At 71.9% G+C, this 21,974-nt stretch carries 22 protein-coding genes and 1 riboswitch; of the genes, 11 read left to right on the top strand and 11 right to left on the bottom strand.

The features are described from left to right. The first annotated feature begins 280 nt into the window (after window positions 1–280). On the top strand, window positions 281–1,966 hold the full coding sequence (gene cdgB / locus CP982_RS19920; protein ID WP_150511792.1) for a diguanylate cyclase CdgB: 1,686 nt from the start codon (window positions 281–283) through the stop codon (window positions 1,964–1,966). 100 nt (window positions 1,967–2,066) lie between these two features. Then, on the top strand, window positions 2,067–3,044 hold the full coding sequence (locus tag CP982_RS19915; RefSeq protein WP_150511791.1) for a carbohydrate-binding protein: 978 nt from the start codon (window positions 2,067–2,069) through the stop codon (window positions 3,042–3,044). A 58-nt stretch (window positions 3,045–3,102) separates the two neighbouring features. Here CP982_RS19915 and CP982_RS19910 read toward each other — a convergent pair whose 3' ends face one another. The 5 genes from CP982_RS19910 to CP982_RS19890 all read right to left on the bottom strand — a co-directional run bounded on the left by CP982_RS19910 (window position 3,103) and on the right by CP982_RS19890 (window position 8,212). Then, window positions 3,103–3,951: a class II fructose-bisphosphate aldolase gene (locus tag CP982_RS19910; protein WP_150511790.1), complete on the bottom strand. Its 849-nt coding sequence runs from the start codon at window positions 3,949–3,951 to the stop codon at window positions 3,103–3,105. Window positions 3,952–4,011: 60 nt separating this feature from the next. Beyond that, window positions 4,012–4,947 carry a 1-phosphofructokinase gene (locus CP982_RS19905; protein WP_150511789.1) on the bottom strand — a complete coding sequence of 312 codons (936 nt, stop codon included), beginning with the start codon at window positions 4,945–4,947 and terminating at the stop codon, window positions 4,012–4,014. 123 nt (window positions 4,948–5,070) lie between these two features. Beyond that, window positions 5,071–6,249 (bottom strand): N-acetylglucosamine-6-phosphate deacetylase, encoded by a 1,179-nt coding sequence (gene nagA / locus CP982_RS19900; RefSeq protein WP_150511788.1) that lies wholly within the window; start codon window positions 6,247–6,249, stop codon window positions 5,071–5,073. Next, window positions 6,249–7,247: an ROK family protein gene (locus CP982_RS19895; protein WP_229879531.1), complete on the bottom strand. Its 999-nt coding sequence runs from the start codon at window positions 7,245–7,247 to the stop codon at window positions 6,249–6,251. Before CP982_RS19895 ends, nagA begins: the two co-directional genes overlap by 1 nt. Before the next feature lie 71 nt (window positions 7,248–7,318). Then, window positions 7,319–8,212: an SIS domain-containing protein gene (locus CP982_RS19890; protein WP_150511787.1), complete on the bottom strand. Its 894-nt coding sequence runs from the start codon at window positions 8,210–8,212 to the stop codon at window positions 7,319–7,321. Window positions 8,213–8,390: 178 nt separating this feature from the next. Between CP982_RS19890 and CP982_RS19885 the strand changes: the two genes are divergently transcribed. The 3 genes from CP982_RS19885 to otsB are packed head-to-tail and all read left to right on the top strand — an operon-like array spanning window position 8,391 to window position 10,843. Further along, window positions 8,391–9,659, top strand: a complete 1,269-nt coding sequence (locus tag CP982_RS19885) for an extracellular solute-binding protein (protein WP_443744623.1) — start codon at window positions 8,391–8,393, stop codon at window positions 9,657–9,659. Between the two features lie 40 nt (window positions 9,660–9,699). Then, window positions 9,700–9,948, top strand: a complete 249-nt coding sequence (locus tag CP982_RS19880) for a DUF3263 domain-containing protein (protein ID WP_150511786.1) — start codon at window positions 9,700–9,702, stop codon at window positions 9,946–9,948. A gap of 16 nt (window positions 9,949–9,964) precedes the next feature. Next, window positions 9,965–10,843 (top strand): trehalose-phosphatase, encoded by an 879-nt coding sequence (gene otsB / locus CP982_RS19875; protein WP_150511785.1) that lies wholly within the window; start codon window positions 9,965–9,967, stop codon window positions 10,841–10,843. 9 nt (window positions 10,844–10,852) lie between these two features. Here otsB and CP982_RS19870 read toward each other — a convergent pair whose 3' ends face one another. Both CP982_RS19870 and CP982_RS19865 read right to left on the bottom strand, forming a co-directional pair. Continuing rightward, window positions 10,853–12,241 (bottom strand): alpha,alpha-trehalose-phosphate synthase (UDP-forming), encoded by a 1,389-nt coding sequence (locus CP982_RS19870; protein ID WP_150511784.1) that lies wholly within the window; start codon window positions 12,239–12,241, stop codon window positions 10,853–10,855. Between the two features lie 147 nt (window positions 12,242–12,388). Beyond that, window positions 12,389–13,372 (bottom strand): glucosyl-3-phosphoglycerate synthase, encoded by a 984-nt coding sequence (locus CP982_RS19865; RefSeq protein WP_150511783.1) that lies wholly within the window; start codon window positions 13,370–13,372, stop codon window positions 12,389–12,391. Between the two features lie 169 nt (window positions 13,373–13,541). Next, window positions 13,542–13,693, top strand: a riboswitch (SAM riboswitch). Here CP982_RS19865 and thrC point away from each other — a divergent pair. The 4 genes from thrC to groL all read left to right on the top strand — a co-directional run bounded on the left by thrC (window position 13,687) and on the right by groL (window position 18,447). Continuing rightward, complete coding sequence (thrC, locus tag CP982_RS19860; RefSeq protein WP_150511782.1) at window positions 13,687–15,009, top strand: threonine synthase; 1,323 nt, start codon at window positions 13,687–13,689, stop codon at window positions 15,007–15,009. Its footprint overlaps the riboswitch before it by 7 nt. Window positions 15,010–15,140: 131 nt before the next feature. After that, on the top strand, window positions 15,141–15,416 hold the full coding sequence (locus CP982_RS19855; protein WP_150511781.1) for a MoaD/ThiS family protein: 276 nt from the start codon (window positions 15,141–15,143) through the stop codon (window positions 15,414–15,416). Window positions 15,417–15,880: 464 nt separating this feature from the next. Next, window positions 15,881–16,084, top strand: coding sequence for a cold-shock protein (locus CP982_RS19850; protein WP_005315736.1), 204 nt, complete (start codon window positions 15,881–15,883; stop codon window positions 16,082–16,084). A gap of 740 nt (window positions 16,085–16,824) precedes the next feature. Beyond that, a complete protein-coding gene (gene groL, locus CP982_RS19845; RefSeq protein ID WP_030682188.1) occupies window positions 16,825–18,447 on the top strand; it encodes a chaperonin GroEL in 1,623 nt (540 codons plus the stop codon). Window positions 18,448–18,546: 99 nt separating this feature from the next. Here the strand turns inward: groL and CP982_RS19840 are convergent, their stop codons facing one another. The 4 genes from CP982_RS19840 to CP982_RS19825 form a co-directional block, all read right to left on the bottom strand. Further along, window positions 18,547–19,227, bottom strand: a complete 681-nt coding sequence (locus CP982_RS19840; RefSeq protein WP_229879532.1) for a Uma2 family endonuclease — start codon at window positions 19,225–19,227, stop codon at window positions 18,547–18,549. Between the two features lie 59 nt (window positions 19,228–19,286). Then, a complete protein-coding gene (locus CP982_RS19835) occupies window positions 19,287–20,156 on the bottom strand; it encodes a hypothetical protein (RefSeq protein WP_229879534.1) in 870 nt (289 codons plus the stop codon). Between the two features lie 232 nt (window positions 20,157–20,388). Beyond that, window positions 20,389–20,610 carry a DUF397 domain-containing protein gene (locus tag CP982_RS19830; RefSeq protein WP_150511780.1) on the bottom strand — a complete coding sequence of 74 codons (222 nt, stop codon included), beginning with the start codon at window positions 20,608–20,610 and terminating at the stop codon, window positions 20,389–20,391. Continuing rightward, window positions 20,594–21,433: a helix-turn-helix domain-containing protein gene (locus CP982_RS19825; protein ID WP_150511779.1), complete on the bottom strand. Its 840-nt coding sequence runs from the start codon at window positions 21,431–21,433 to the stop codon at window positions 20,594–20,596. The genes CP982_RS19830 and CP982_RS19825 overlap by 17 nt, the downstream gene beginning before the upstream one ends. 115 nt (window positions 21,434–21,548) lie before the next feature. Here CP982_RS19825 and CP982_RS19820 point away from each other — a divergent pair, with 115 nt between their 5' ends. Both CP982_RS19820 and CP982_RS19815 read left to right on the top strand, forming a co-directional pair. Then, window positions 21,549–21,764 (top strand): hypothetical protein, encoded by a 216-nt coding sequence (locus tag CP982_RS19820; protein WP_150511778.1) that lies wholly within the window; start codon window positions 21,549–21,551, stop codon window positions 21,762–21,764. Continuing rightward, a complete protein-coding gene (locus CP982_RS19815) occupies window positions 21,761–21,964 on the top strand; it encodes a hypothetical protein (protein ID WP_150511777.1) in 204 nt (67 codons plus the stop codon). Before CP982_RS19820 ends, CP982_RS19815 begins: the two co-directional genes overlap by 4 nt. Window positions 21,965–21,974 lie beyond the last annotated feature (10 nt).

Here is a 21,974-nt window from a genome sequence, read left to right as displayed (position 1 = left end):
CGCCCGCGCCCCCGACGCCGCAACCACCCACTCCCACCTGTGACTTGAGTCACAGGGCCGATATTTTGTTGACCCTGTGTACCGGGTGGGCAGCTCGCTGTGATTCAGTGACCGTGGCAATCAGACAGACGCTGAGGGCACGGAAGCACAGCACTGTACGTAGAGGTACGAAGAAGTACACACCGTACGAAGCCAGAAGAGTCACGAAGAGTCAGAGATTACGGACACTGAGGACGCTGCGGATCCTGGAGTTGCTGTCGAGGTCTCGGGGAGAGCGAGCATGGAGACCGAGTCGGAGCCGTACGTCCGTCTTGCGACCCTGCGGCAGCTGCACCAGGTGGTGGCGGAGCTCAACACGGCCCGCAGCCTCGCGGACACGCTGCAGACCGTCGCCGACGGCGTGGTGAACGGCCTGGGCTATGAGCTGGCGTGCGTCAATCTCGTGCGCCCGGACGGCGACCTCGTCGTCGCCGCCTTCGCCGGCAACCCCGCGGCCGAGGCGCTCATCACCGGCCGCGTCGGCTCCCGCGAGTCCTGGGACCGCCGCCTCGCCATGGGCGAGGCCTGGGGCGCCCTGCGCTTCATCCCGCACACCGAGGGCTGGGTCCTCGACGAGGACGACGTGCCGCAGTGGTACACCGAGGGCCCCGAGCCCCGCTTCGAGGACGAGTGGCACCCCTCCGACCGGCTCTTCGCCCCCATGTACGCGACCGGCGGCTCCGGCGGCGAACTGCTCGGCGTGATCTCCGTGGACCGGCCGCGCAACGGCCGCAGGCCCGGCGCCTGGGGCCGCGAAGCCCTCCAGATGTACGCCTTCCAGGCCGCGATCGCCATCAGCAACGCCCGGCTGCGGGCCAACATGCAGCGGGCCCTGGTCCGCCTGGAGCGCGAGCAGCAGGCGCTGCGGGCCAGCGAGGAGTCCTTCCGGCAGGCCTTCGAGTACGCGCCGAGCGGCATGGCCATCGCCGAGATGGGCGGTGACCAGCACGGCCGCATCCTGCGCACCAACGACGCGCTGTGCCGCCTGCTCGGCCGCCCCGCCTCCGCGATGCGGCGCCACTCCTTCTCCGACCTGGTCCACCCCGAGGACATCGGCACCCTCCTGCGCACCTCCGCCGAGGGCGGCCGCGCCGAGCTGCGCTTCGGCCGCCGCGACGGCACGTACGTCTGGGTGTCGCTGCGCAACTCCGTCGTCGCGGACGCCGCGGACGGGCCCCGGTTTCTGCTCACGCACGTCGAGGACATCGAGGAGCGCAAGCGGCGCGAGCTCCAGCTCGCGCACCGCGCCTCGCACGACTCGCTCACCGGCCTGCCGAACTCCGCCGAGCTGCGCGCCCGGCTGAGCGCCCGGCTCTGTCGCAGGCCGCACGCGGGCCAGCCGAGCACGGTGGACTCGCTCGACGCGGCGTACGACAACAGCGGCCTGTACGGCGGCGTGCACGCGGCCGCGCACGGACACGAACACGGGCACGCCGCACCGCCCGGCGCGCAGCACGGCGCGCACGGGGAGTTCGACCACCACGTGCACACCGTCGCCCCGCCCGAGGAGAGCGAGGCCGACGACGGTACGAAGGGGCTCGCCGTCCTCTTCTGCGACCTCGACGGCTTCAAGTCGATCAACGACCGCTTCGGGCACCACACGGGCGACGCCGTCCTCATCGAGGTCGCACGCCGTCTGACCAGCGGTGTCCGCGACGGCGACACGGTGGCGCGGCTCGGCGGCGACGAGTTCGTGGTCCTCGCCGACGGGCTCGGCAGGGCCGACGCGCAGGACCTCGCGGTCCGGCTGCGGAACGCCATCATCCCGCCGATCAGGGTCGACGGCCGGGCCGTCCGCGTGGGCGCCAGCTTCGGCATCGGCTGGGCGCACTGCGGCATGTCGGCGGACGAGGTGTTGCACTCCGCCGACCAGCGGATGTACGTCGAGAAACGTTCCCGTGCCAAGCAGCACCGGCGGGCCGGATAGGCCCCGCGCCGGGAACGGGATTGAGGCCAACGACACCTTGGGCGGTCGCGTGGAGCGGGTAGGCTCGCCCGCATCCGCGATGCGAGGGAGTGACCTGCGAATGACGCCCGGCAACAACGGCGAGCAGACGCCGAACGCGCCACAGGGCGACGACGACCCGTTCGGCTATCTGTACGCCGACGGCCAGGCGGCCGGTGCCACCCCGCCCCCCGGGGGCGGCGGTTACGGCTACCCCGGGCCCCGGTCCTCGTACCACCAGGTGCGCCCGGTGGGCGAGCGGCAGTACGGGCAGCAGGCGCACCAGCCCCCGGCGCAGGGCGGCTACGGCTACCCCCCGCAGCAGCCCCACGGCCAGCCCAGCGCGCACTACACGGCCCCCGAGGCCCAGCCCGGCGCCACGGCCCCCATCCGCCAGGCGCCGCCCGCGCCCCCGGCCGGGCGCGGCCGCGGGCCCAACACCAAGGGCCTGCTGATCGGCGCGATCGCGGTCGTCGCCGTGGTGTCGCTCGGCATCGGCGCGGCCATGCTCACCGGCGGCGACGACGAGGGCGGCGACAACAAGGCCGGTCCCTCGCAGCGGCAGAGCGAGTCGAGCGACCCGAGCCCCAGCGCGTCCAAGGACAAGGACAAGCCGGACAAGAAGGCCGAGCTGCCCGAAGCCGACGCCAAGGCCCTCAAGCTGGAGGGCGGCACCACCACCGCGTCCGACATCGAAGGCGCCAAGTCCGCGGGCGGCGTGTACGTGGCCGGGCTCAACAAGGTCGGCGCGCAGGTGACCTGGACCGTCAACGGCGTCCCCAAGGACGGCGCGTACACGGTCTTCGTCGGCTACGGCGTGCCCGGCAAGGCGGCCGAGACCACGCTCGTGATCAACGGCACGGCGTCCGAGCGCAAGCTCAACATGGACAACTTCGCGCACGCCGAGGAAGGTGCCTGGGACAAGGGCTGGACGAAAACGTTCGCGTTCGTGCAGCTGAACAAGGGCACGAACACGATCTCCGTGTCCTGTCAGCAGGGCGACAAGTGCGACGCGAACCTCGACCAGATGTGGCTGAAGGCGGGCCACGTCAAGGACTGACCCTTTACGGCGCTTCGCGCCTCGTCCTCAAGCGCCGGACGGGCTGATCGGCTTGCTGTCAGCCGGTCAGCTGGAGGAAGTGGGTGACTACCTCCGCCATCGCTTCCCGGGCAGGGGTCAGGTACTTGCGGGGGTCCACCGTTGCCGTGTCCTCCGTCAGGAAGTGGCGCACCGCCCCGGTGAAGCCGGTGTTCAGGGCCGTGCCCACGTTCACCTTGACCACGCCCGCGGCCAGCGCCGCGCGGATCTCCGCGTCGGGCACGCCGCTCGACCCGTGCAGGACCAGCGGCACGGGCACCCGCGCGCGCAGGGCGCGGATCAACTCGTGGTCCAGGGACGCCGTGCGCGACGTCATGGCGTGACTGGAGCCGACCGCGACGGCGAGCGAGTCGACCCCGGTGTCGGCGACGTACGCGGCGGCCTCGTCCGGGTCCGTGCGCACCCCGGGCGCGTGCGCGTCGAGGGGTGCCTCGCCCTCCTTGCCGCCGACCCGGCCCAGCTCGGCCTCGACCCAGATGTCCCGCTCGTGGCCCCAACGCACCGCGTCCGCGGTGGCCTTGACGTTCTCCGCGTACGGCAGATTCGACGCGTCGAACATGACGGAGCTGAAGCCCTCGGGGTGCGCGGCCCGCAGCAGGTCCACGTCCGTGACGTGGTCCAGGTGCAGGGACAGGGGCGCCGCCGAGGCGCGGGCGACGGCCGCCGCGGCCTGGGCGATCGGGGTGAGGTCACCGCCGTGGAAGCGCACCGCGTTCTCGGATATCTGGAGCACGGCCGCGCGGCCCGCGCGCTCCGCGCCGAGTGCGACGGCCTCCGCGTGCTCCAGGGTGATGACGTTGAAGGCGGCGAGGCCGCGCCCCTCGGCGCGGGCCCGGCCGATCAGTTCGCCGGTGGTGATCAGTGGCATGGTGCCCTCATTCCCGGGCACGCGCGGCCCGTATCGCCCAACCCGGTGTCGCCGACCCCGTTACGCGGCCGACGCCTTGCCGCTCACCGTGACCTTCGGCAGTACGTCGTCGTACACCGACCGGTCGAACTCGCCCGCGGCCGGGGCCGCCACGGTCGCCGCCGAGAGGGCCACCGCGCGGGCGAGCCGGTCCGGCCAGTGGAGGCCCTCCACGAGCCCGGAGAGCAGGCCCGCGACCGCCGAGTCGCCCGCGCCCGTCGGGTTGCCGCGCACGGCGGCGGGCGGCGTCGCCCGCCAGGTGCCCTCGGGGGTGACGGCGAGCAGGCCTTCGGCGCCGAGCGAGGCGACGACCGCGTGCGCGCCCCTGCGGCGGGCGTCACGGGTGGCCCGGGACGGCTCGTGGGCGCCGGTGAGTTCGGCGAGTTCCTCGGCGTTCGGCTTGACGAGGTCGGGGCGGGCGGCGACACCGCGGCGCAGGGGTTCGCCGCTGGTGTCGAGCAGCACCGGGACGCGCGCGGCCCGTGCCGCGCGCACGAGCAGGGCGTACGCGCCGACCGGGACGCCCGGCGGCAGGCTGCCGCACAGGGCCACCGCCGTGACGCCGGAGCCGCCCACCAACTCCTCGTACGCGGCGAGGAATCCGGACCACTCGGCGGACGACACGGACGGGCCCGGCTCGTTGAGCTGTGTCGTGTCGCCAGTACGGGCGTCGACGACGGCCAGGGTGCGGCGGGTCGCGCCCTCGACGGGGCGCAGCGCGTCCACCAGGCCGGAGGTGCGGGTGAGGTGCTCGCGCAGGGTGCGCCCGGTGGCGCCGCCCGCGAAGCCGGTCACCGTCACCGTGTGGCCGAGTGCGGCGAGCACCCGCGCCACGTTCACGCCCTTGCCGCCCGCGCGTTCGGACACCTCGGTGACGCGGTGGGTGGTGTGGGGCGTGAGGGACGGGACGCGATAGGTGAGGTCGAGGGCGGCGTTGAGCGTGACCGTGACGATCACTGCTTCACCCCCGAGGTCCGCCTATGGCTTTCGGGGCCTGATCATGCCAAAAAGAAGGCGGTTGGCCCAGACCTCGGGGCCAACCGCCTCACTGCGAAGGGATCGCGCGCGACCGCGCGCGCCTCACCTCGGGTCGACGATCCACTCGCCCTTGCGGAGCACGCCCTTGAGCGCGAAGTCCGCGTCCAGGACCACGAGATCGGCGTCCTTGCCGGGCTCCAGGGAGCCGACCCGGTCGTAGAGGCCGAGCACCTTCGCCGGGGTCACGGAGATCGCGGTGACGACGTCCTCGACGGGCAGCCCGTCCACAGTCACCGCGCGTTGGAACGCTCTATCCAGAGTCAGAGTAGAACCCGCGATGGCGCCGCCCTCGGCGAGCCGCGCGACGCCGTCCGACACCACGACCTCCAGCGGGCCGAGGTGGTAGGTGCCGTCGCCGAAGCCCGCCGCGTCCATCGCGTCCGTGATGAGCGCGACGCGGTCGGCGCCCGCGCGGTGGAAGGCCAGCTGGAAGGCGGCGGGGTGCAGATGCGTGCCGTCGTCGATCAGCTCGACGGTGACCCGCTCGTCCTCCAGGAGCGCGGCGATGGGCCCCGGCGCGCGGTGGCCGAGCCCCGGCATCGCGTTGTACAGGTGCGTGGCCACGGTGGCGCCCGCGTCGACGGCCGCCGCGGTCTGCTCGTACGTCGCGTCGGTGTGGCCGATCGCGGCGATCACGCCGTGCTCGGCGAGGAGGCGCACGGAGTCGATGCCGCCGGGCAGTTCGGTGGCGAGGGTGACCATCTTGGCCTGGCCGCGGGCCGCGTCGAGCAGCTTGCGGACCTCCGCCGGGTCCGGGTGGCGCAGCAGGGACTCGCTGTGGGCGCCCTTGCGGCACGGCGAGATGAACGGTCCCTCGAAGTGGACGCCCGCGATCTCGCCCTGCTCGGCCAGCTCGCTGAGCAGGCCCGCGCGCTGCGCGAGGGCGTCCATCTCGCCGGTGACCGTGGAGGCGACGAGGGTGGTGGTGCCGTGCAGGCGGTGGGTGTGGATGCCGTGCAGGATGTCCTCGACGGTGCCGTTGGTGAAGGAGGCGCCGCCGCCGCCGTGGTTGTGCATGTCCACGAAGCCGGGGACCAGCCAGTGGCCGGCCAGATCGAGTGTCTCCGCGTCCGCGGGAGCTCCCCCAAGCTCTCGGCTTCGCTCGAGCAGGGAGGTGCCCCCTTCGGCGATGCGCGTGCCGTCCACGATGACGCGGCCGCCGGACACGGTCCCGGTGGGCAGGACCACCCGGGCACCGGCGAGAACCTTGCTAGTGGCCATCAGGTGGATACCTCCGGGGGTGCGTCGGTGGGGGAGTGGGTCGGGGTGGTGATCGGTGTATCGGTACGCGGGCCCTCGGGCGTGAGCAGGTCCCACGCGAGCAGGCCCGCGCCGAGGCAGCCCGCGGCGTCGCCGAGCACCGCGGGGACGATCTCGGGCAGCGTCTGGAACTGCACCACGCGGTCCGCGACCGCCTCGCGCAGCGGGGTGAACAGGGTGTCTCCGGCCTCCGCGAGGCCGCCGCCGACGATGAGCGTGTCGGGGTCCAGGAGGGTGAGGGCCGTCAACAGGCCGTCGGCGAGCGCGTCCACGGCGTGCTGCCACACCTCGACCGCGCGCGGGTCGCCGGAGCGCACCGCCTTGGCGCAGTCCGCGGCGTCCGCGCCCGGGTCGCCGCTCGCCTCGGCCCACGCCTTGCTGACGGCGGACGCGGAGGCGAGCCGCTCCAGACAGCCGCGCTGGCCGCAGCCGCAGGGCGGGCCGCCGGGCCGGACGACGATGTGGCCGATCTCGCCCGCCGAGCCGTGCGCGCCGGGCTCGATGACGCCGTTGATGCCGATGGCGCCCGCGATGCCGGTGCCGAGCGGCACGAACAGGAAGCGCGCCGCGCTCCGGCCCGCGCCGAGGCGGCCTTCGGCGAGGCCGCCGGTGCGCACGTCGTGGCCGAGCGTCACGGGGATGGAGCCGAGCCGGGCGCTGAGCAGGTCGCGCAGGGGCACGTCGGACCAGCCGAGGTTCGCCGCGTAGACGGCGACGCCGCGCTCGGCGTCGACGATGCCGGGGACCGCGACGCCCGCCGCGGCGGCGCTCTCGCCGAGGTGGGCCGCGCCGTGGGCGCGCAGCTCCGCCGCGAAGTCCAGGATCGACTCGACCACGGCGTCCGGGCCGCGCTCACGCCCCGTGGGACGGCGCGCCTCGTGCAGCAGCGTGCCGTCCGCCCCGACCAGGGCGGCCTTCATTCCGGTGCCGCCCACGTCCAGGGCGATGACATGTCTCACGGGGACAGTGTCGCGTGTGACCCCACAAGAGGTCTAGTCCAGTGTGCGCACCGTCCCCGACCGGACCCCGGCTACTTCAGGACCACGCTCCGGGTCAGATTGCGCGGGCGGTCCGGGTCCTGCCCCCGGTCCTCGGCGAGACGCACGGCCAGGCGCTGGGCGCGGATCAGGTCGGCGAGCGGGTCGACGTCGGTGCGCGCCACGAGCTCGCCGCCGACGCGGGCGACGTCCTCCGCGAGGCCGTCCGGCAGCGCCCCGAACATCCACGCGACGCGGGCAGGGGCCGTGATGGAGATCGGCCCGTGCCGGTACTCCATGGCCGGATACGCCTCCGTCCACGCCCCCGCGGCCTCCCGCATCTTCAGGCCCGCCTCCAGGGCGAGCCCGTACGTCCAGCCGCGGCCGAGGAAGGTCCACTGCTCGGCCGCGACCACCGCATCCGGCAGCGGCTCGGCGACGGTGCGCTCGGCGTCGGCCGCCGCCTCCGCGACCGGCTTGACGCCCGGGACCGCGCCGAGCCCGGCCCGCAGGAAGGCGAGCGCGGTGGTCGCGAACCGGGTCTGCACGACCGACTCCTCGTCCGCCCAGTCCAGGACGGCCACCGCGGCGGCGGCGTCCATGACGGGCGTCTTCGGGTCGGCGGTCAGGGCCAGCGTCGGCACGGCGGACCGCACCTGCCGGAGCAGGTCGAGCACCTCCGTCGTCGTGCCGGACCGGGTGATCGCCACCACCCGGTCGTAGCGCCGCCCGGTGGGGAACTCCGACGCCGCGAACGCGTCCGTCTCGCCCTGCCCGGCGGCCTCCCGCAGCGCCGCGTACGCGAGCGCCATGAACCACGAGGTGCCGCACCCGGTCACGGCGACCCGCTCGCCCGGCTCGGGAAGTCCCGCGAAGGCCGCGGCGCCCTCGGCGGCCCGCCGCCAGCAGTCGGGCTGGGTGGCTATCTCATTTGCGGTACGCGACATGTGCCAAGGCTCCTTGCCGGTGCGGGAGTTGTGCCGGAGCAGTGCTTAGCAGCAGGACCACCGGCCCGGCAATGGGTGACCGCCGTTGCAGAAGTGATACTCGGGTGGTGTAGACCTGGTGTGTTGACGCGGGGGAGACTCGCGTTCCGGTACGTCTCGGCAAGGGTGGGAAAAAGCGGTGCAGCGGCGCGTGACAGGCCTTACGGCGGCGGTGGCCGCACTGAGCATGGCGGCGCTGCTCGCCGGGTGCGGCGAATCGGGCGGATCGGGCGATGTGACCCTCAAGCTCGTGGCCGCCGACTACGGCGACTCCTCGGCGAACAGCTCCAAGAAATACTGGGACGCGCTTGCCGAGAAGTTCGAGGACGAACACCCGGGCATCAAGGTCGACGTGGCCGTGTACTCCTGGACGGACGTCGACCGCAAGGTCAAGGAGATGGTCGCGGACGGCGAGGCCCCCGACCTCGCGCAGATCGGCGCCTACGCGGACTACGCGGCGCAGGACAAGCTCTACAGCGCCGACGACGTGCTCTCCATCCCCACCCAGGCCGACTTCCTCGCGCCGCTGGCGAAGGCGGGCGTCGTCAACCGCGTTCAGTACGGCATGCCGTTCGCCGCGTCCACGCGCCTGCTGTTCTTCAACGAGAAGCTCTTCAAGAGCGCCGGCGTCACCCCGCCGGAGAGCTGGAGCGAGCTCCAGGCCGCCGCGAAGAAGCTCAAGGCGCGCGGCGTGAAGATCCCGTACGCGCTGCCGCTCGGCCCGGAGGAGGCGCAGGCCGAGACCTACCAGTGGCTGCTCAGCGGAGGCGGCGGCTACACCGACAACGTCGGCACGTACGACTTCGACTCCAAGCAGAACGTCGCCACGTTCAACTGGCTGAAGAACGAGCTGGTCGGCAAGGGTCTGACCGGGCCGACGCCGCCCGGCAAGCTCAACCGCGCCGAGGCCTTCGCCGCCTTCACGCGCGGCGAGGTCGGCATGCTCAACGGCCACCCGACGCTGATGCAGATGGCCGCCAAGAAGCACCTGAAGTACGGCATGGTCCCCATGCCCGGCGTCAACGGCAAGGCCCAGTCCACGATGGGCGTCGCCGACTGGATGATGGCCTTCAAGGAGAACGGCCACCGCAAGGAGATCCGCCAGTTCCTCGACTTCGCCTACTCCAAGAAGAACGTCCTGGAGTTCTCGCGCGAGTACGACCTGCTGCCGGTGACCACCTCGGCGTCCCAGGAGATGTCCGACGACAAGGCCGACGCGAAGAAGCTCGGCGGCTTCCTGGAGGAGCTGCCCGCCTCCCAGCTCTACCCGGTCGGCAAGACGTCGTGGGCGCAGGTCTCCGTGCAGATCAAGAAGTACATCGGCAAGACCGTCGACCCGAACGGCGACCCGCAGGCGACCCTGGCCCAGCTCGACGCGAAGGCGGCGGCGGAGGAGAACGCGAGCTAGCGTGGGCCGGGTGAACGGTGTGCCTGAGGCGGAGCCTCCCGTGCCCGAGCCCTCCGAGGCCGAGGGCGGCCTGTCCGCGCGGGCCCGCGCCGTGCTCGCCCTGGAGCGGCGGGGCTGGAGCAGTCCCGGCGCCAAGGAGCGGGCCATACGCGAAGAGCTGGGCCTCGCCCCGGTCCGCTACTACCAGCTCCTCAACGCCCTGCTCGACGACGAGCGCGCCCTCGCCCACGACCCGGTCACCGTGAACCGCCTGCGCCGGGTACGCGACGCGCGCCGCGCCGAGCGCTGACGCTAGGGTCGTGGCCATGGGTGACGACCGCACGCACTCCCCGTCCGAGCTGTCACAGCCGTCAGGGCTGCCCGAGCCGCTGACCCCCGCGGGCCGCGACGGCCTCGCCGCGATCCTGGCCCGGCCCGAACGCGCCGTGATCGCCCTGGACTTCGACGGCACGCTCGCGCGGATCGTGCCGGACCCCGAACTGGCCCGGGCGCACCCGGACGCCGTGCCCGCGCTCGCCGCGCTCGCCCCGAAGGTCCGCTCCGTCGCGGTCGTCACCGGCCGCCCCGCGGGCGTGGCCGTCCGCCACGGCGGGTTCGCGGGCGTCCCCGGCCTGGAGCACCTCGTCGTGCTCGGGCACTACGGCGCGGAGCGCTGGGACGCCCGCACCGGCACCGTGCGCGCGGCCGAGCCGCACCCCGGCGTCGCCGCCGTCCGGGCCGAGCTGCCCGGCTTCCTCGACGGCATCGGGGCCTGGCGGGGCTCCTGGATCGAGGAGAAGGGGCGCGCCGTCGCGGTGCACACGCGCCGGGCCGAGGACCCCCAGGCCGCCTTCGACGCGCTGCGCGGCCCCCTCGGGGAGCTCGCCGCGCGCCACGGACTGATCGTCGAGCCCGGCCGCATGGTCCTGGAACTGCGGCCGCCCGGCGTGGACAAGGGCGTGGCGCTCACCGAGTACCTGCGCGAAGCGGGCGCCGACGCGGTCCTCTACGCCGGGGACGACCTCGGAGACCTGCCCGCCTTCGCCGCCGTGGACAAGCTGCGGGCGGACGGCGAGGTGCGGGGCCTGCTCGTGTGCAGCGGCAGCGCGGAGGTCACGGACCTTGCGTCCCGCGCCGACCTGGTGGTCGAAGGACCGGCGGGCGTGGTCGCCCTCCTGGCCGGTCTTGCGGCGGGCGTCGCATAGGCCCGGAGGTCACGCCTCCAGGGCCGCGAGCTGGTCCAGGAACCAGCGCGCCGGCGGCAGGGCCGTGGCCGCGACGGCCAGGCGCTTGGTCCGCTCGGCCCGCTCCGCCGCGGGCAGCAGGAGCGCCTCGTGCAGCGCGGCGGCCGTCCCCGTCACGTCGTACGGATTCACCCCGATCGCGTCCTCGCCCAGCTCCTCGTACGCCCCGGCCTCCCGGGACAGGACGAGCGCGCAGCCCTCGTCGGAGACGACCGGGACCTCCTTGGCGACCAGGTTCATGCCGTCCCGGATGGGGTTGACCAGGGCCACGTCGGCGAGCCTGTACGCGGCGAGGGAGCGCGCGAAGTCGTCCTTGACGTGCAGCACCACCGGCGTCCAACCGGCCGTCCCGAAGCGGGCGTTGATGGCGTCGGCGACGCGCGAGACCTCCGCGGTGTAGTCGCGGTAGACGGCGAGGTCCTGCCGCGAGGGGTAGGCGAACGCGACGTGCACCACCCGCTCGTGCCACTCGGGGTGCTCGTCGAGAAGGAGCTCGTACGCCCGTAGGCCGCGGACGATGTTCTTCGACAGCTCGGTGCGGTCCACGCGGACGATGACCTGACGGCCGGGACCCACCTGCTCGCGCAGCGCCGCGAGCCGCTCCTCGACGTCCGCGCGCCGCGACCGCTCCCGCAGGAAGTCCGCGTCCGCGCCGAGCCCGTGCACCCCCACGCGCGTCCCCGACGTGCCGCCGAGCAGCCGCACACAGCACTCCGTGAACGCGTCCGCCCACCGCCCGGTGAGGAAGCCGAGCCGGTCCGCTCCCAGCATGCCGCGCAGAAGCTGCTCGGCGACGTCGTCGGGCAGCATCCGGAAGTAGTCCACGGGCGCCCACGGGGTGTGCGAGAAGTGCCCGATCCGCAGATCGCCGCGGAGCTCGCGGAGCATCCCGGGCACAAGGGCGAGGTGGTAGTCCTGCACGAGGACCGTCGCGCCGGGCGCCGCGCTGTCGGCGAGCGCCTGCGCGAAGGCCTGGTTGTACTGCTCGTAGGCGGCCCACTGGGTGCGGAACTCGGGGCCGAACTCCGGCTCCAGAGGCGTCTGGTACAGCATGTGGTGCACGAACCACAGCACCGAGTTCGCGATGCCGTTGTACGCCGCCGCGTGGGTCTTCGCGTCGATGTCGAGCATGCGCACGCCCGGCTCGGAGACCCCGCGCCGCACCGCCTCGCGGTCGCCGTCGCCGAGCGCGGAGCACACCCACAGCGCGTCCGCCTCGTCCCCGATGGCGCTGAGCCCGGACACGAGCCCGCCGCCCCCGCGCGCGGCGGTCAGCTCGCCGTCGTCCCCGACGGCGTACGAGACGGGGCCGCGGTTGGACGCGACGAGGACCCGGGCGGCGGCGTGAACGGAGACCATGTTGGCGAACCTAGCCCGCCCTGGATCCGCGTAAACGCGCATCCGTGCGAGTGGCCCCTCACTTGGCGAAGTAGCGCCCCAAAGGGGCGCGGGGAACTGCGCGACCAGCCAGTGACGGCCCGCAGACGAAACCCAGCGAACCGCCGGTCAGGCCACGCGCCGCTTCGCGTACTCGTCGATCTCCACCATCGGCGGCCGCTCCTCCGTGTCCACCGGGTACGTACGCGGCTCGAAGCCGGACGCCCCCCGCACGAACTGCGTCAGCTCGGGCCGCACGAGGTGCCCGCGGGCGAGCCGCAGCTGCGCCGTGCGGTAGATCGACGCGGCCATCCGGCCGAGCGCCTGCCCGTCCTGGTGCCGGTGCCTGCGCACCCCGACGTCGACCTGCGCGAGCGCGTCCAGACCGACGGTGTGCAGGGCGTCCACGAGCAGCCCGAGCTCCACGCCGTACCCGACCGGGAACGGCAGGCGTTCCAGGAGCGACCTGCGGGCCGCGTACTCGCCGCCGAGGGGCTGTACGAAGCCCGCGAGCTGGGGCCAGTGCATGTTGAGCAGGGGCCGCGCCATCAGCTCGGTGACCCGGCCGCCCTGGCCCGCCGTGGCGCTCGACGCGTCGCCGGGGTCGCCCGGGCCGTCCATCACCGTCATCGGGCGGTCGTACATCGCCTTCACGAAGTGCACGTCCGGCTCGGTGAGCAGCGGGCCCACGATGCCGGTCACGAAGTCGGCCGAGAACTCCTTCAGGTCGGCGTCCACGAACGCGATCACGTCACCGTGCGTCACCAGGAGCGACCGCCACAGGACCTCGCCCTTGCCGGGCACCGCCGGGACGCGCGGCAGGACGTCGTCCCGGCGCACGACCCGGGCGCCCGCGGCGCGCGCCACCTCCGCGGTGCGATCCCGCGAGCCGGAGTCCACCACCACGAGCTCGTCGACCAGGGGGACCTTCTCGATCAGCTCGCGGCGGATCTCCGCGACGATCTCCCCGACCGTCCGCTCCTCGTCGAGCGCGGGCAGCACGACGCTCACCGTGGTGCCCGAGGCCCGCTTCGCGGCCGTGAGACGGTCCAGCGGGCGGTCGGTCACGGACCAGGAACGCCTGCTCAGCCAGCGCTCGACCTCTTCCAGCACGCGGGTTCCTCCCGTTGGTGGCCTCATGTGATCCATCTCGCGGTTCGGACGACTATCTCAACTGTCCTGGCCGTCGGTTACAGTCTTGAACAAGGCCGGTGACCATCGCATGTCGGGGGTCGCCGCCCGCACGCGTGCCACTGGCACCCTGCGTACAACAACCGAATACCGCTCATCCAGAGGGGCAGAGGGATACGGCCCGTTGAAGCCCCGGCAACCCTCCAGCCGGTCTCGTAGCGCCACAGGCGCACCGCGAGGCTCCCGGCTCGGGAAGGTGCCAATTCCGTCTCGTGGCGAGATGCGCCGCGAGGAAGATGAGGAGAAAGGGCCTCGCCTCCATGGCTGTGCAGACTGTCGACACCACCTCCCCCACGGGCACCGCGGTCGACCTGGGACCCGCGTCGGGTCTCTCCTGCCGCGAGTGCGGCACCGTCTTCCCGCTCGGTCCGATCTTCGCCTGTGCCGAGTGTTTCGGTCCGCTCGAAGTCGCGTACGACCTGCCGCTCGGCGACCCCGAGGCGCTCCGGGCGAAGATCGAGTCCGGCCCGGCCAACATCTGGCGGTACGCCCCGCTGCTGCCCGTCCCCGCCGACGTCGCCGACAAGCCGAACCTCAACCCCGGCTGGACCAAGCTCGTCAAGGCCGACAACCTGGCCCGTGAACTGGGCGTCGACCAGGGCAAGTTGTTCGTCAAGGACGACTCCGGCAACCCCACGCACTCCTTCAAGGACCGTGTCGTCGCGCAGGCCCTGGAAGCCGCGCGCGCCTTCGGCTTCACCACGCTCTCCTGCTCCTCCACGGGCAACCTCGCCGGGGCCGTCGGCGCCGCCGCCGCCCGCGCGGGCTTCCGCTCCTGCGTGTTCATCCCGCACGACCTGGAGCAGGGCAAGGTCGTCATGGCCGCGGTCTACGGCGGCGAGCTCGTCGGCATCGAGGGCAACTACGACGACGTGAACCGCTTCTGCTCCGAGCTCATCGGCGACCCGCTCGGCGAGGGCTGGGGCTTCGTCAACGTGAACCTGCGGCCGTACTACGGCGAGGGCTCCAAGACCCTCGCGTACGAGATCTGCGAGCAGCTCGGCTGGGAGCTGCCGGACCAGCTGGTGATCCCGATCGCCTCGGGTTCGCAGCTCACGAAGATCGACAAGGGTCTGAAGGAACTCATCGAGCTGGGCCTCGTCGCGGACAAGCCGTACAAGATCTTCGGCGCCCAGGCGGAGGGCTGCTCGCCGGTCTCCGCCGCCTTCAAGGCGGGCCAGGACGTCGTCCGCCCGCAGAAGCCGAACACCATCGCCAAGTCGCTCGCGATCGGCAACCCGGCCGACGGTCCGTACGTCCTCGACATCGCCCGGCGCACGGGCGGCGCGGTGGAGGACGTGAACGACGAGCAGGTCGTCGACGCGATCAAGCTCCTTGCGCGCACGGAGGGCATCTTCGCGGAGACCGCGGGTGGCGTGACCGTCGGGGTCACGCGCAAGCTGATCGAGGAGGGGCTCCTCGACACCTCCCTGACCACGGTCGTCCTCAACACGGGCGACGGCCTCAAGACCCTCGACGCGGTCGCCGCGACGTCTCAGGCGACCGCGACCATCCGGCCGAGCCTGGAGGCGTTCCGCTCCGCGGGGCTTGCGGGTTAGCGCCCCGGGGCTCGCTGTCCGTTCTCCGTCTGCGGGCCGGTCGTGGCTGGCCGCGCCCACGCGGCGGAGCCGCACATTCGATACAGTCCTGCGCCCCTGAAGGGGCACCCCGATCCACCGAGGTGAAGAGTATGAGCGTCAACGTTCGCATCCCGACCATCCTTCGTACGTACACCGGGGGGAAGGCCGAGGTGAGCGCCGAGGGGGCCACCCTCGCCGAGGTAATCGCCGACCTGGAGAAGAACCACACCGGCATCGGCGCCCGCGTCCTGGACGACCAGGGCAAGCTGCGCCGCTTCGTGAACGTGTACGTCAACGACGACGACGTGCGCTTCGAGCAGGGCCTGGAGACGGCGACGCCCGACGGCGCGGGCGTCTCGATCATTCCGGCGGTCGCCGGCGGCTGATCCGCCGCGCCCGCGGAGCCGTTTCGTATACAACGGCTCTTGTTTCTACGCAGAGTTACCTCGATTGCCCCCTCCGCAAGAGAAGCGGAGGGGGCAATTCTGCATGGTTGAGCGCGGTACAGTTGGGAATACAGCTCCGCTTTTGGCGTCGAGTGGCGTCAGCCGCCCGGATGAAGTCGGCCTCGGAGCCGACAAGAAGTAGCCAAAGTGCCCTGCCTATTTGAGCCGAACGTGGCTTTTGTCTGGCCCGACTTGCCCTGAACAACGGTGAATTCTCCGGATATCGGCGATCGGTCGTGCCCAGAATTCTCGTCCGATTGACCTGTTGCAGACGGCAGTTGGGCAGATACATTCAGCCGCGGTCGACGCGTTCCGGCGCACACCCCCAACCCATGGGGGGTGAGGTCTGACCCGGGTCCGCGAAGTGCGGGTCTGCGCAAGGGCCAGTAATAGGGGAGTTAGGCATGGCTCAGGGCACCGTCAAGTGGTTCAACGCGGAGAAGGGATACGGCTTCATCGCGGTCGACGGTGGTGCGGATGTTTTCGTCCACTACAGCGCGATTCAGATGGACGGCTACCGCACCCTTGAAGAAGGTCAGCGGGTCGAGTTCGAGATCTCGCAGGGCCAGAAGGGTCCGCAGGCGGACATGGTCAAGCTCGCCGTCTGATCGGCTTGGCGCGATCGGCCACCAGCGACGCGTGGGCCCGCCTCCCGGTTCGGGAGGCGGGCCCTTCTGCGCTCCCGCCCCGCTCCGCCGGGGCCCGGCCCCCCTTGCCGGGGGCTTTCCGCTTCCGCTTGCCGTCTTCCGGGTGCCGCTTGTCGCCCATGGCGCCGGCTGTCGCCCATGGCGCCGGCGCTGCCGCGCCGGGTGTTTCCCGCCCACCCGCCCCTTTGGTCGGCGGTGCGCTGTGCGGGCAGGGAAGGGCCGCCACCCGCGCGGCGAAACCGCCTGGCCATGGGCGGGTGGGTGGGAGAGATCCGGCGCGCCAGCGCCGGCGTCGTGGGCGACGGCCCGCAGCCGGGGCACGGGCGGGCGGTAGCGGCGGCGTTGGGGGCGATGGCCTGCGGCCGGGGGCGGGCGGTGGTGGCGGCGCTGAGGGGGACGGCCCGCAGATGGGAGGCGGGCGGGCGGTGGTGGCGGCGCTGTGGGGGAGCCCGCAGTCGAGGGGCGAGCGGCAGTCGGGCTGGGGTAGCCGGACCGCGGACTGTGGGGGCGACCTTGCACTCGGAGGGGGCGAGTGCTAATCATTGGCGTTAGCACTCTACGAGTGAGAGTGACAGAACTTGGATCGGGCCGGTGAGGTCCGCAGGCCGGGTGGGGCAAGGAACCACAAGGACTGCAGGCCGTCCGTCGCGGGCACCAGTGCGGTCCGGATTTTCCACCCCTGTCCGGGAGGACCACTTCACATGGCCAAGATCATCGCGTTCGACGAGGAGGCACGGCGCGGCCTCGAGCGCGGCATGAACCAGCTCGCCGACGCCGTCAAGGTGACCCTGGGCCCCAAGGGTCGCAACGTCGTCCTCGAGAAGAAGTGGGGCGCCCCCACGATCACCAACGATGGTGTGTCCATCGCCAAGGAGATCGAGCTCGAGGACCCGTACGAGAAGATCGGCGCCGAGCTGGTCAAGGAGGTCGCGAAGAAGACGGACGACGTCGCCGGTGACGGCACGACGACCGCGACCGTCCTGGCCCAGGCGCTGGTCCGCGAGGGCCTGCGCAACGTGGCCGCGGGTGCCAACCCGATGGCCCTGAAGCGCGGCATCGAGAAGGCCGTCGAGGCCGTCTCGGGCGCCCTGCTCGACCAGGCCAAGGAGGTCGAGACCAAGGAGCAGATCGCCTCCACGGCCTCCATCTCCGCCGCCGACACCCAGATCGGCGAGCTGATCGCCGAGGCCATGGACAAGGTCGGCAAGGAAGGCGTCATCACCGTCGAGGAGTCCCAGACCTTCGGTCTGGAGCTGGAGCTCACCGAGGGTATGCGCTTCGACAAGGGCTACATCTCGGCGTACTTCGCGACCGACATGGAGCGCATGGAGGCGGCGCTCGAGGACCCGTACATCCTCATCGTCAACTCCAAGATCTCCAACGTGAAGGACCTCCTTCCGCTCCTGGAGAAGGTCATGCAGTCGGGCAAGCCGCTGCTGATCATCGCCGAGGACGTCGAGGGCGAGGCCCTGTCCACGCTGGTCGTCAACAAGATCCGTGGCACCTTCAAGTCCGTCGCCGTCAAGGCCCCGGGCTTCGGCGACCGCCGCAAGGCCATGCTCGGTGACATCGCCATCCTCACGGGCGGCACGGTCATCTCCGAGGAGGTCGGCCTCAAGCTGGAGAACGCCGGTCTCGACCTGCTCGGCCGCGCCCGCAAGGTCGTCATCACCAAGGACGAGACCACGATCGTCGACGGTGCCGGTGACTCCGAGGCCGTCCAGGGCCGCGTGAACCAGATCCGCGCCGAGATCGAGAACAGCGACTCGGACTACGACCGCGAGAAGCTCCAGGAGCGCCTGGCGAAGCTCGCGGGCGGCGTGGCCGTCATCAAGGCCGGTGCCGCGACCGAGGTCGAGCTCAAGGAGCGCAAGCACCGCATCGAGGACGCCGTTCGCAACGCGAAGGCGGCCGTCGAGGAGGGCATCGTCGCCGGTGGTGGCGTGGCCCTGCTGCAGGCCTCCTCGGTCTTCGAGAAGCTGGAGCTCGAGGGCGACGAGGCCACCGGTGCCGCCGCCGTCAAGCTGGCGCTCGAGGCCCCGCTGAAGCAGATCTCCGTGAACGCCGGCCTCGAGGGTGGCGTCATCGTGGAGAAGGTCCGCAACCTCACCCCGGGTCACGGCCTGAACGCCGCGAACGGCGAGTACGTGGACATGATCGCCGAGGGCATCATCGACCCGGCGAAGGTCACGCGCTCCGCGCTGCAGAACGCCGCGTCGATCGCCGCGCTGTTCCTCACCACCGAGGCCGTCATCGCCGACAAGCCGGAGAAGGCCGCCCCGGCCGCTCCGGGCGGCATGCCCGGCGGTGACATGGACTTCTGAGCCGTCTGACGGTTCAGGCTCGTCCTTTCCGAGGGCGGCACCCCTTGCCTCTGGCAGGGGGTGCCGCCCTCGGGCGTTTCTGTGTGCGTGGCAGGGGTGTCAGTCCGCGTAGTCCTTGAGCTTCTCGGTTTCGAGGGTGAGGGCGACGGGGGCGGGGATGCGGACGGTGGAGCCGTAGGGGTATGGGCGGCGGCTCTGGTAGGCGCCGTTCTCGGGGGAGCTGTACACGACGACGGTGTGCTCGTCGCGGTCGACGAGGAGATAGACGGGGATACCGGCGTGGGCGGAGGCGCGCGGTTTGTCGTGGCGGTCGCGGCGGTCGGTGTCGCTGTCGCGGGACGTGACCTCGACGGTCATCAGGACGCCGTCGGGGGACGCCCACTCGCCCTGCCCGGCGAAGTAGTCGATCGGGGCCAGGGCGCCGTCCGGCCTGATGCAGCCCTTCCGATACGTGTCGATCCGCAGACCCTGCTCCACGTACAGGCCCAGCTCGGGGCGTTGCATCATGCACTGGCGGAGCACCCACATGATGATCTCGCCGTGGTCGCCGTCCGGCACGGGCTTGACCTCTAGCTTTCCGTCGATCAGTTCCAGCGTCACCGTCTCGGGGGCGACGCGGGCCAGTTCTTCGAAGTCGTCGACGTCGATGGGGCCGTGCCGTACGAGCAGCCGCCCGTCGAGGAATTCGAGCTTGTTCCGTACGGTCTCCGGGGCCCTGCGGACCAGTTCCTCGAAGTCCTCGACGGACATCTGCGGGCGTTCGGCGGTGCCAGGGGTCATGGTGGTGCCTCCTCCCTTCCATGGTGCCCCGGAGCCGTGCGGCCGGACCGTTTGAGCGGTCATGCGGGTGTCCCTTCGGGCAGTGGACGCGCACGGCCGAGTGCCGCGCGGGCCACGGCGGCGTGCGCCCGGACCGCCAGGGCGGTGAGAGGGGCTGGGGGCCGGGTGCGGGCGGACTCTCCCCGGCAGGGCCCGCAGGCACCTCCCGGCAGTTCCTCCGGGCGACCCGGAGCGCCGCAGTGTGCGCACTCCAGTACGCGTAGGGCGGGCCGGTCGGCGATCGGCTCGGGCGGCAGCTTCGCGGTCAGGCGGCTGCGTACGAGGGCCGCCGGGCTGTGGATCGGGGTGGGCAGGCCGGTGGTCAGGGCGCGCAGGATCGCCTCCTCCGTGGCGCCCCTCGCGAACCACCGCTCCGCGAGGGGGACGAGCGCGGCGCAGTCCGCCGCCGAAAGCGACAGCGCGGGGGCCGTCCGGCCCAGGGCCGCCAGGAGGATGAACGCCCGGCTGCGCGTGGGGCGTTGGCGCTCCCTCGGTAACTCGCCCCGCGTGAACTCCGCCCACCACGTGTCGTCCCTCGCCGTTCGTGAGAACCACGTCCGGGTGATCCAGCGGGCGCTCCCGCTGCCGTGCACATGTTCGCGGCCTCGGCGCAGATGGCCCGCCGCCTGGAGCGCGTTGAGGGCCGTCCGCAGCGCGCACTGCCCGTACGGGAGGGTCTTGGCCAGCGTCTTCACGGAGATGTCCGTGCCGTCGGGCAGCCGGTCGACGTACGCCGCGATGGCCGCTTCGCGGGGCGGCAGGTGCGGGAAGTCGTCCCCGGTGCGGGGGAGTTGGTCCGGAGCGGAGCGCTTTCCGTAACCCGGATTGGCCATCGGGTGCGGGGCCGCGTGCGCGGAGCGGGCGGCATCGGTAAACTTGGCATCAGCCATGAGATCGGTTCCTTAGTCGTCGATCTTGTTGGTTAAACCCCCGCAGGTGTTCCAGCACCGGGCGGGGGTTGTTCGTTATGCGGGCACGTTAAGGCGTCGCTACGTTGCGTGGCAAGTCGGTTGCGGGAAGCGAGGCTTCCGCCAACTCGCGGGAGGGTGGGCGGGTTGAGGCCCACCGCCCGTTCCTTGGAAAGAGGGCTCGGGGCTGAGGGCTTGAGCTTCGGGCTCGTCCTCAAGCGCCGGACGGGCTGGAGCTGTGCTTGAGGTCCTCTATGAAGGCGCGCCAGGCCGCAGCCTGGAACACGAGCTTCGGGCCGTGGGGGTTCTTGGAGTCGCGGACGGGAGTGACATCCGGGTAGCAGTCGGCGACCTCCAGGCAGTCGTTGGCGCCGGCGCTGTGGCTCGACTTGTGCCAGGCGGCTGTGCTCAGGTCGTAGTCAGGGATGTTCCTCATGGGTGTAATCCTGGGCCAACGCCTCGATCAGGGCCAGGGACTTCTCCGGCGAGAGCGCGTCGGCCGCTAGGAGGTCGAACACGAACCTCAGTTGGTCGACCATGGCCGGGTCATCCTCCAGCCGCCCGTTGCGCACCCCCTCGAAATAGACCAGCGGAGGTGCGTCCTCGAACTCCATCAGCTTCAGGGCGCCCTGCGCTGCTGCGTGTGCTCCCGCGCTGAGCGGTAGGACTTGCACGATGGCTCGGCTTCGGCGGGCCAGTCCCGCGATATGGCGCAGGGCCTCAGCCATGACTGCCCGGCCACCGGTCTCCCGACGTAGCGCTGACTCGTCAAGCACCACCCACAACAACGGTTTCGTTGGATGGTCGAGCAGCCGGGCCCGTTCCATCCGGCCGTCCACCCATTCGTCGACGGTTTCTTCCGGTGTCGTCGGGTCGTATGCGCGGTTCACGGCCCGTGCGTAGGCGGGCGTCTGGAGCAGCCCGGGGATCAGGAGCGGGGCGTACTGCCTGATCGCGGTGGCGTGACCCTCGGCCTCCGCTGCCTCCGCGAAGTGCTCGTCGTACTTCGACTTGGCCGCCGCCTTGCAGTTGCGGGCGAAGAAGCCCCCTGTCCCCAGCGCCTCATCGAGCATCCGGGCATGGTCCGGCTGCATGCGGCGCGTACCGGCCTCCAACTGGCCGATGAACGAGCCGCTGACGAAGATGCGGCAGCCCAGCTCTTCCTGGCTGAAGCCGGACTTCTCGCGAGCGTGGCGCAGCTCCGCGCCCAGTAACGCACGGGGGTTCGAGGACGGGTCGAGGTCTTTGGGGCGGGTCATCGGCGAGCGGCTCCTCGGACACCGGGGACTGTTGGGTGGCCTGCGCTTTTCAGGGTAGGCGCGGGTGAACACCCTGGGTGAGGAACGTTGAACACTCAGTAGAAAGGCGTAGGCGATGGCGATGACACCGGAGGAGCGCGGCCGAGCGGCCGAGGACGTCGTGGCGGCGCTGCGGGCGGAGCTGGCCCGCCTGGGGGTGACCCTGCCGTCGCTGCGCGTGGACCCCCTCACCATGGCGGCCGAAGCCCCGTACCCGCTCGTGGAGTTGGGGCGCTGCAACCTCGACACGGCGATGCGGCTCGTGGCGGTGCTGCGCGGGGCCGCCGGGTGAACCCGGGGGAGTACGCCGTCGACGTACGGGACGGCAGCGTCGGGCAGGTGATGGGCCGCGAGGGCGGCTACGTACAGCTGCGGCCGGTGGGTGGCGGCCGCGAGTGGGACTGCCCGCCGGAGGCGACGGAGCCCGCGTCGACGGCGGAGGTGCTGCGGGCGCGGGTACGCCAGGTGAACCGGGAGGGGCGGCTGCCGTGAGGGGCGCTGT

Origin of the sequence: Streptomyces spectabilis (assembly GCF_008704795.1) — a bacterium.
GTDB lineage: Bacteria > Actinomycetota > Actinomycetes > Streptomycetales > Streptomycetaceae > Streptomyces > Streptomyces spectabilis.
This window is presented reverse-complemented; position numbering and strand designations above follow the sequence as displayed.

Coding starts and splice junctions, on each gene's coding strand:
- cdgB (WP_150511792.1), top strand. CDS start 281: ATGGAGACCGAGTCGGAGCCGTACGTCCGTCTTGCGACCCTGCGGCAG.
- CP982_RS19915 (WP_150511791.1), top strand. CDS start 2,067: ATGACGCCCGGCAACAACGGCGAGCAGACGCCGAACGCGCCACAGGGC.
- CP982_RS19910 (WP_150511790.1), bottom strand. CDS start 3,951: ATGCCACTGATCACCACCGGCGAACTGATCGGCCGGGCCCGCGCCGAG.
- nagA (WP_150511788.1), bottom strand. CDS start 6,249: ATGGCCACTAGCAAGGTTCTCGCCGGTGCCCGGGTGGTCCTGCCCACC.
- CP982_RS19890 (WP_150511787.1), bottom strand. CDS start 8,212: ATGTCGCGTACCGCAAATGAGATAGCCACCCAGCCCGACTGCTGGCGG.
- otsB (WP_150511785.1), top strand. CDS start 9,965: ATGGGTGACGACCGCACGCACTCCCCGTCCGAGCTGTCACAGCCGTCA.
- CP982_RS19870 (WP_150511784.1), bottom strand. CDS start 12,241: ATGGTCTCCGTTCACGCCGCCGCCCGGGTCCTCGTCGCGTCCAACCGC.
- thrC (WP_150511782.1), top strand. CDS start 13,687: ATGAGGAGAAAGGGCCTCGCCTCCATGGCTGTGCAGACTGTCGACACC.
- CP982_RS19855 (WP_150511781.1), top strand. CDS start 15,141: ATGAGCGTCAACGTTCGCATCCCGACCATCCTTCGTACGTACACCGGG.
- CP982_RS19850 (WP_005315736.1), top strand. CDS start 15,881: ATGGCTCAGGGCACCGTCAAGTGGTTCAACGCGGAGAAGGGATACGGC.
- groL (WP_030682188.1), top strand. CDS start 16,825: ATGGCCAAGATCATCGCGTTCGACGAGGAGGCACGGCGCGGCCTCGAG.
- CP982_RS19840 (WP_229879532.1), bottom strand. CDS start 19,227: ATGACCCCTGGCACCGCCGAACGCCCGCAGATGTCCGTCGAGGACTTC.
- CP982_RS19835 (WP_229879534.1), bottom strand. CDS start 20,156: ATGGCTGATGCCAAGTTTACCGATGCCGCCCGCTCCGCGCACGCGGCC.
- CP982_RS19830 (WP_150511780.1), bottom strand. CDS start 20,610: ATGAGGAACATCCCTGACTACGACCTGAGCACAGCCGCCTGGCACAAG.
- CP982_RS19825 (WP_150511779.1), bottom strand. CDS start 21,433: ATGACCCGCCCCAAAGACCTCGACCCGTCCTCGAACCCCCGTGCGTTA.
- CP982_RS19820 (WP_150511778.1), top strand. CDS start 21,549: ATGGCGATGACACCGGAGGAGCGCGGCCGAGCGGCCGAGGACGTCGTG.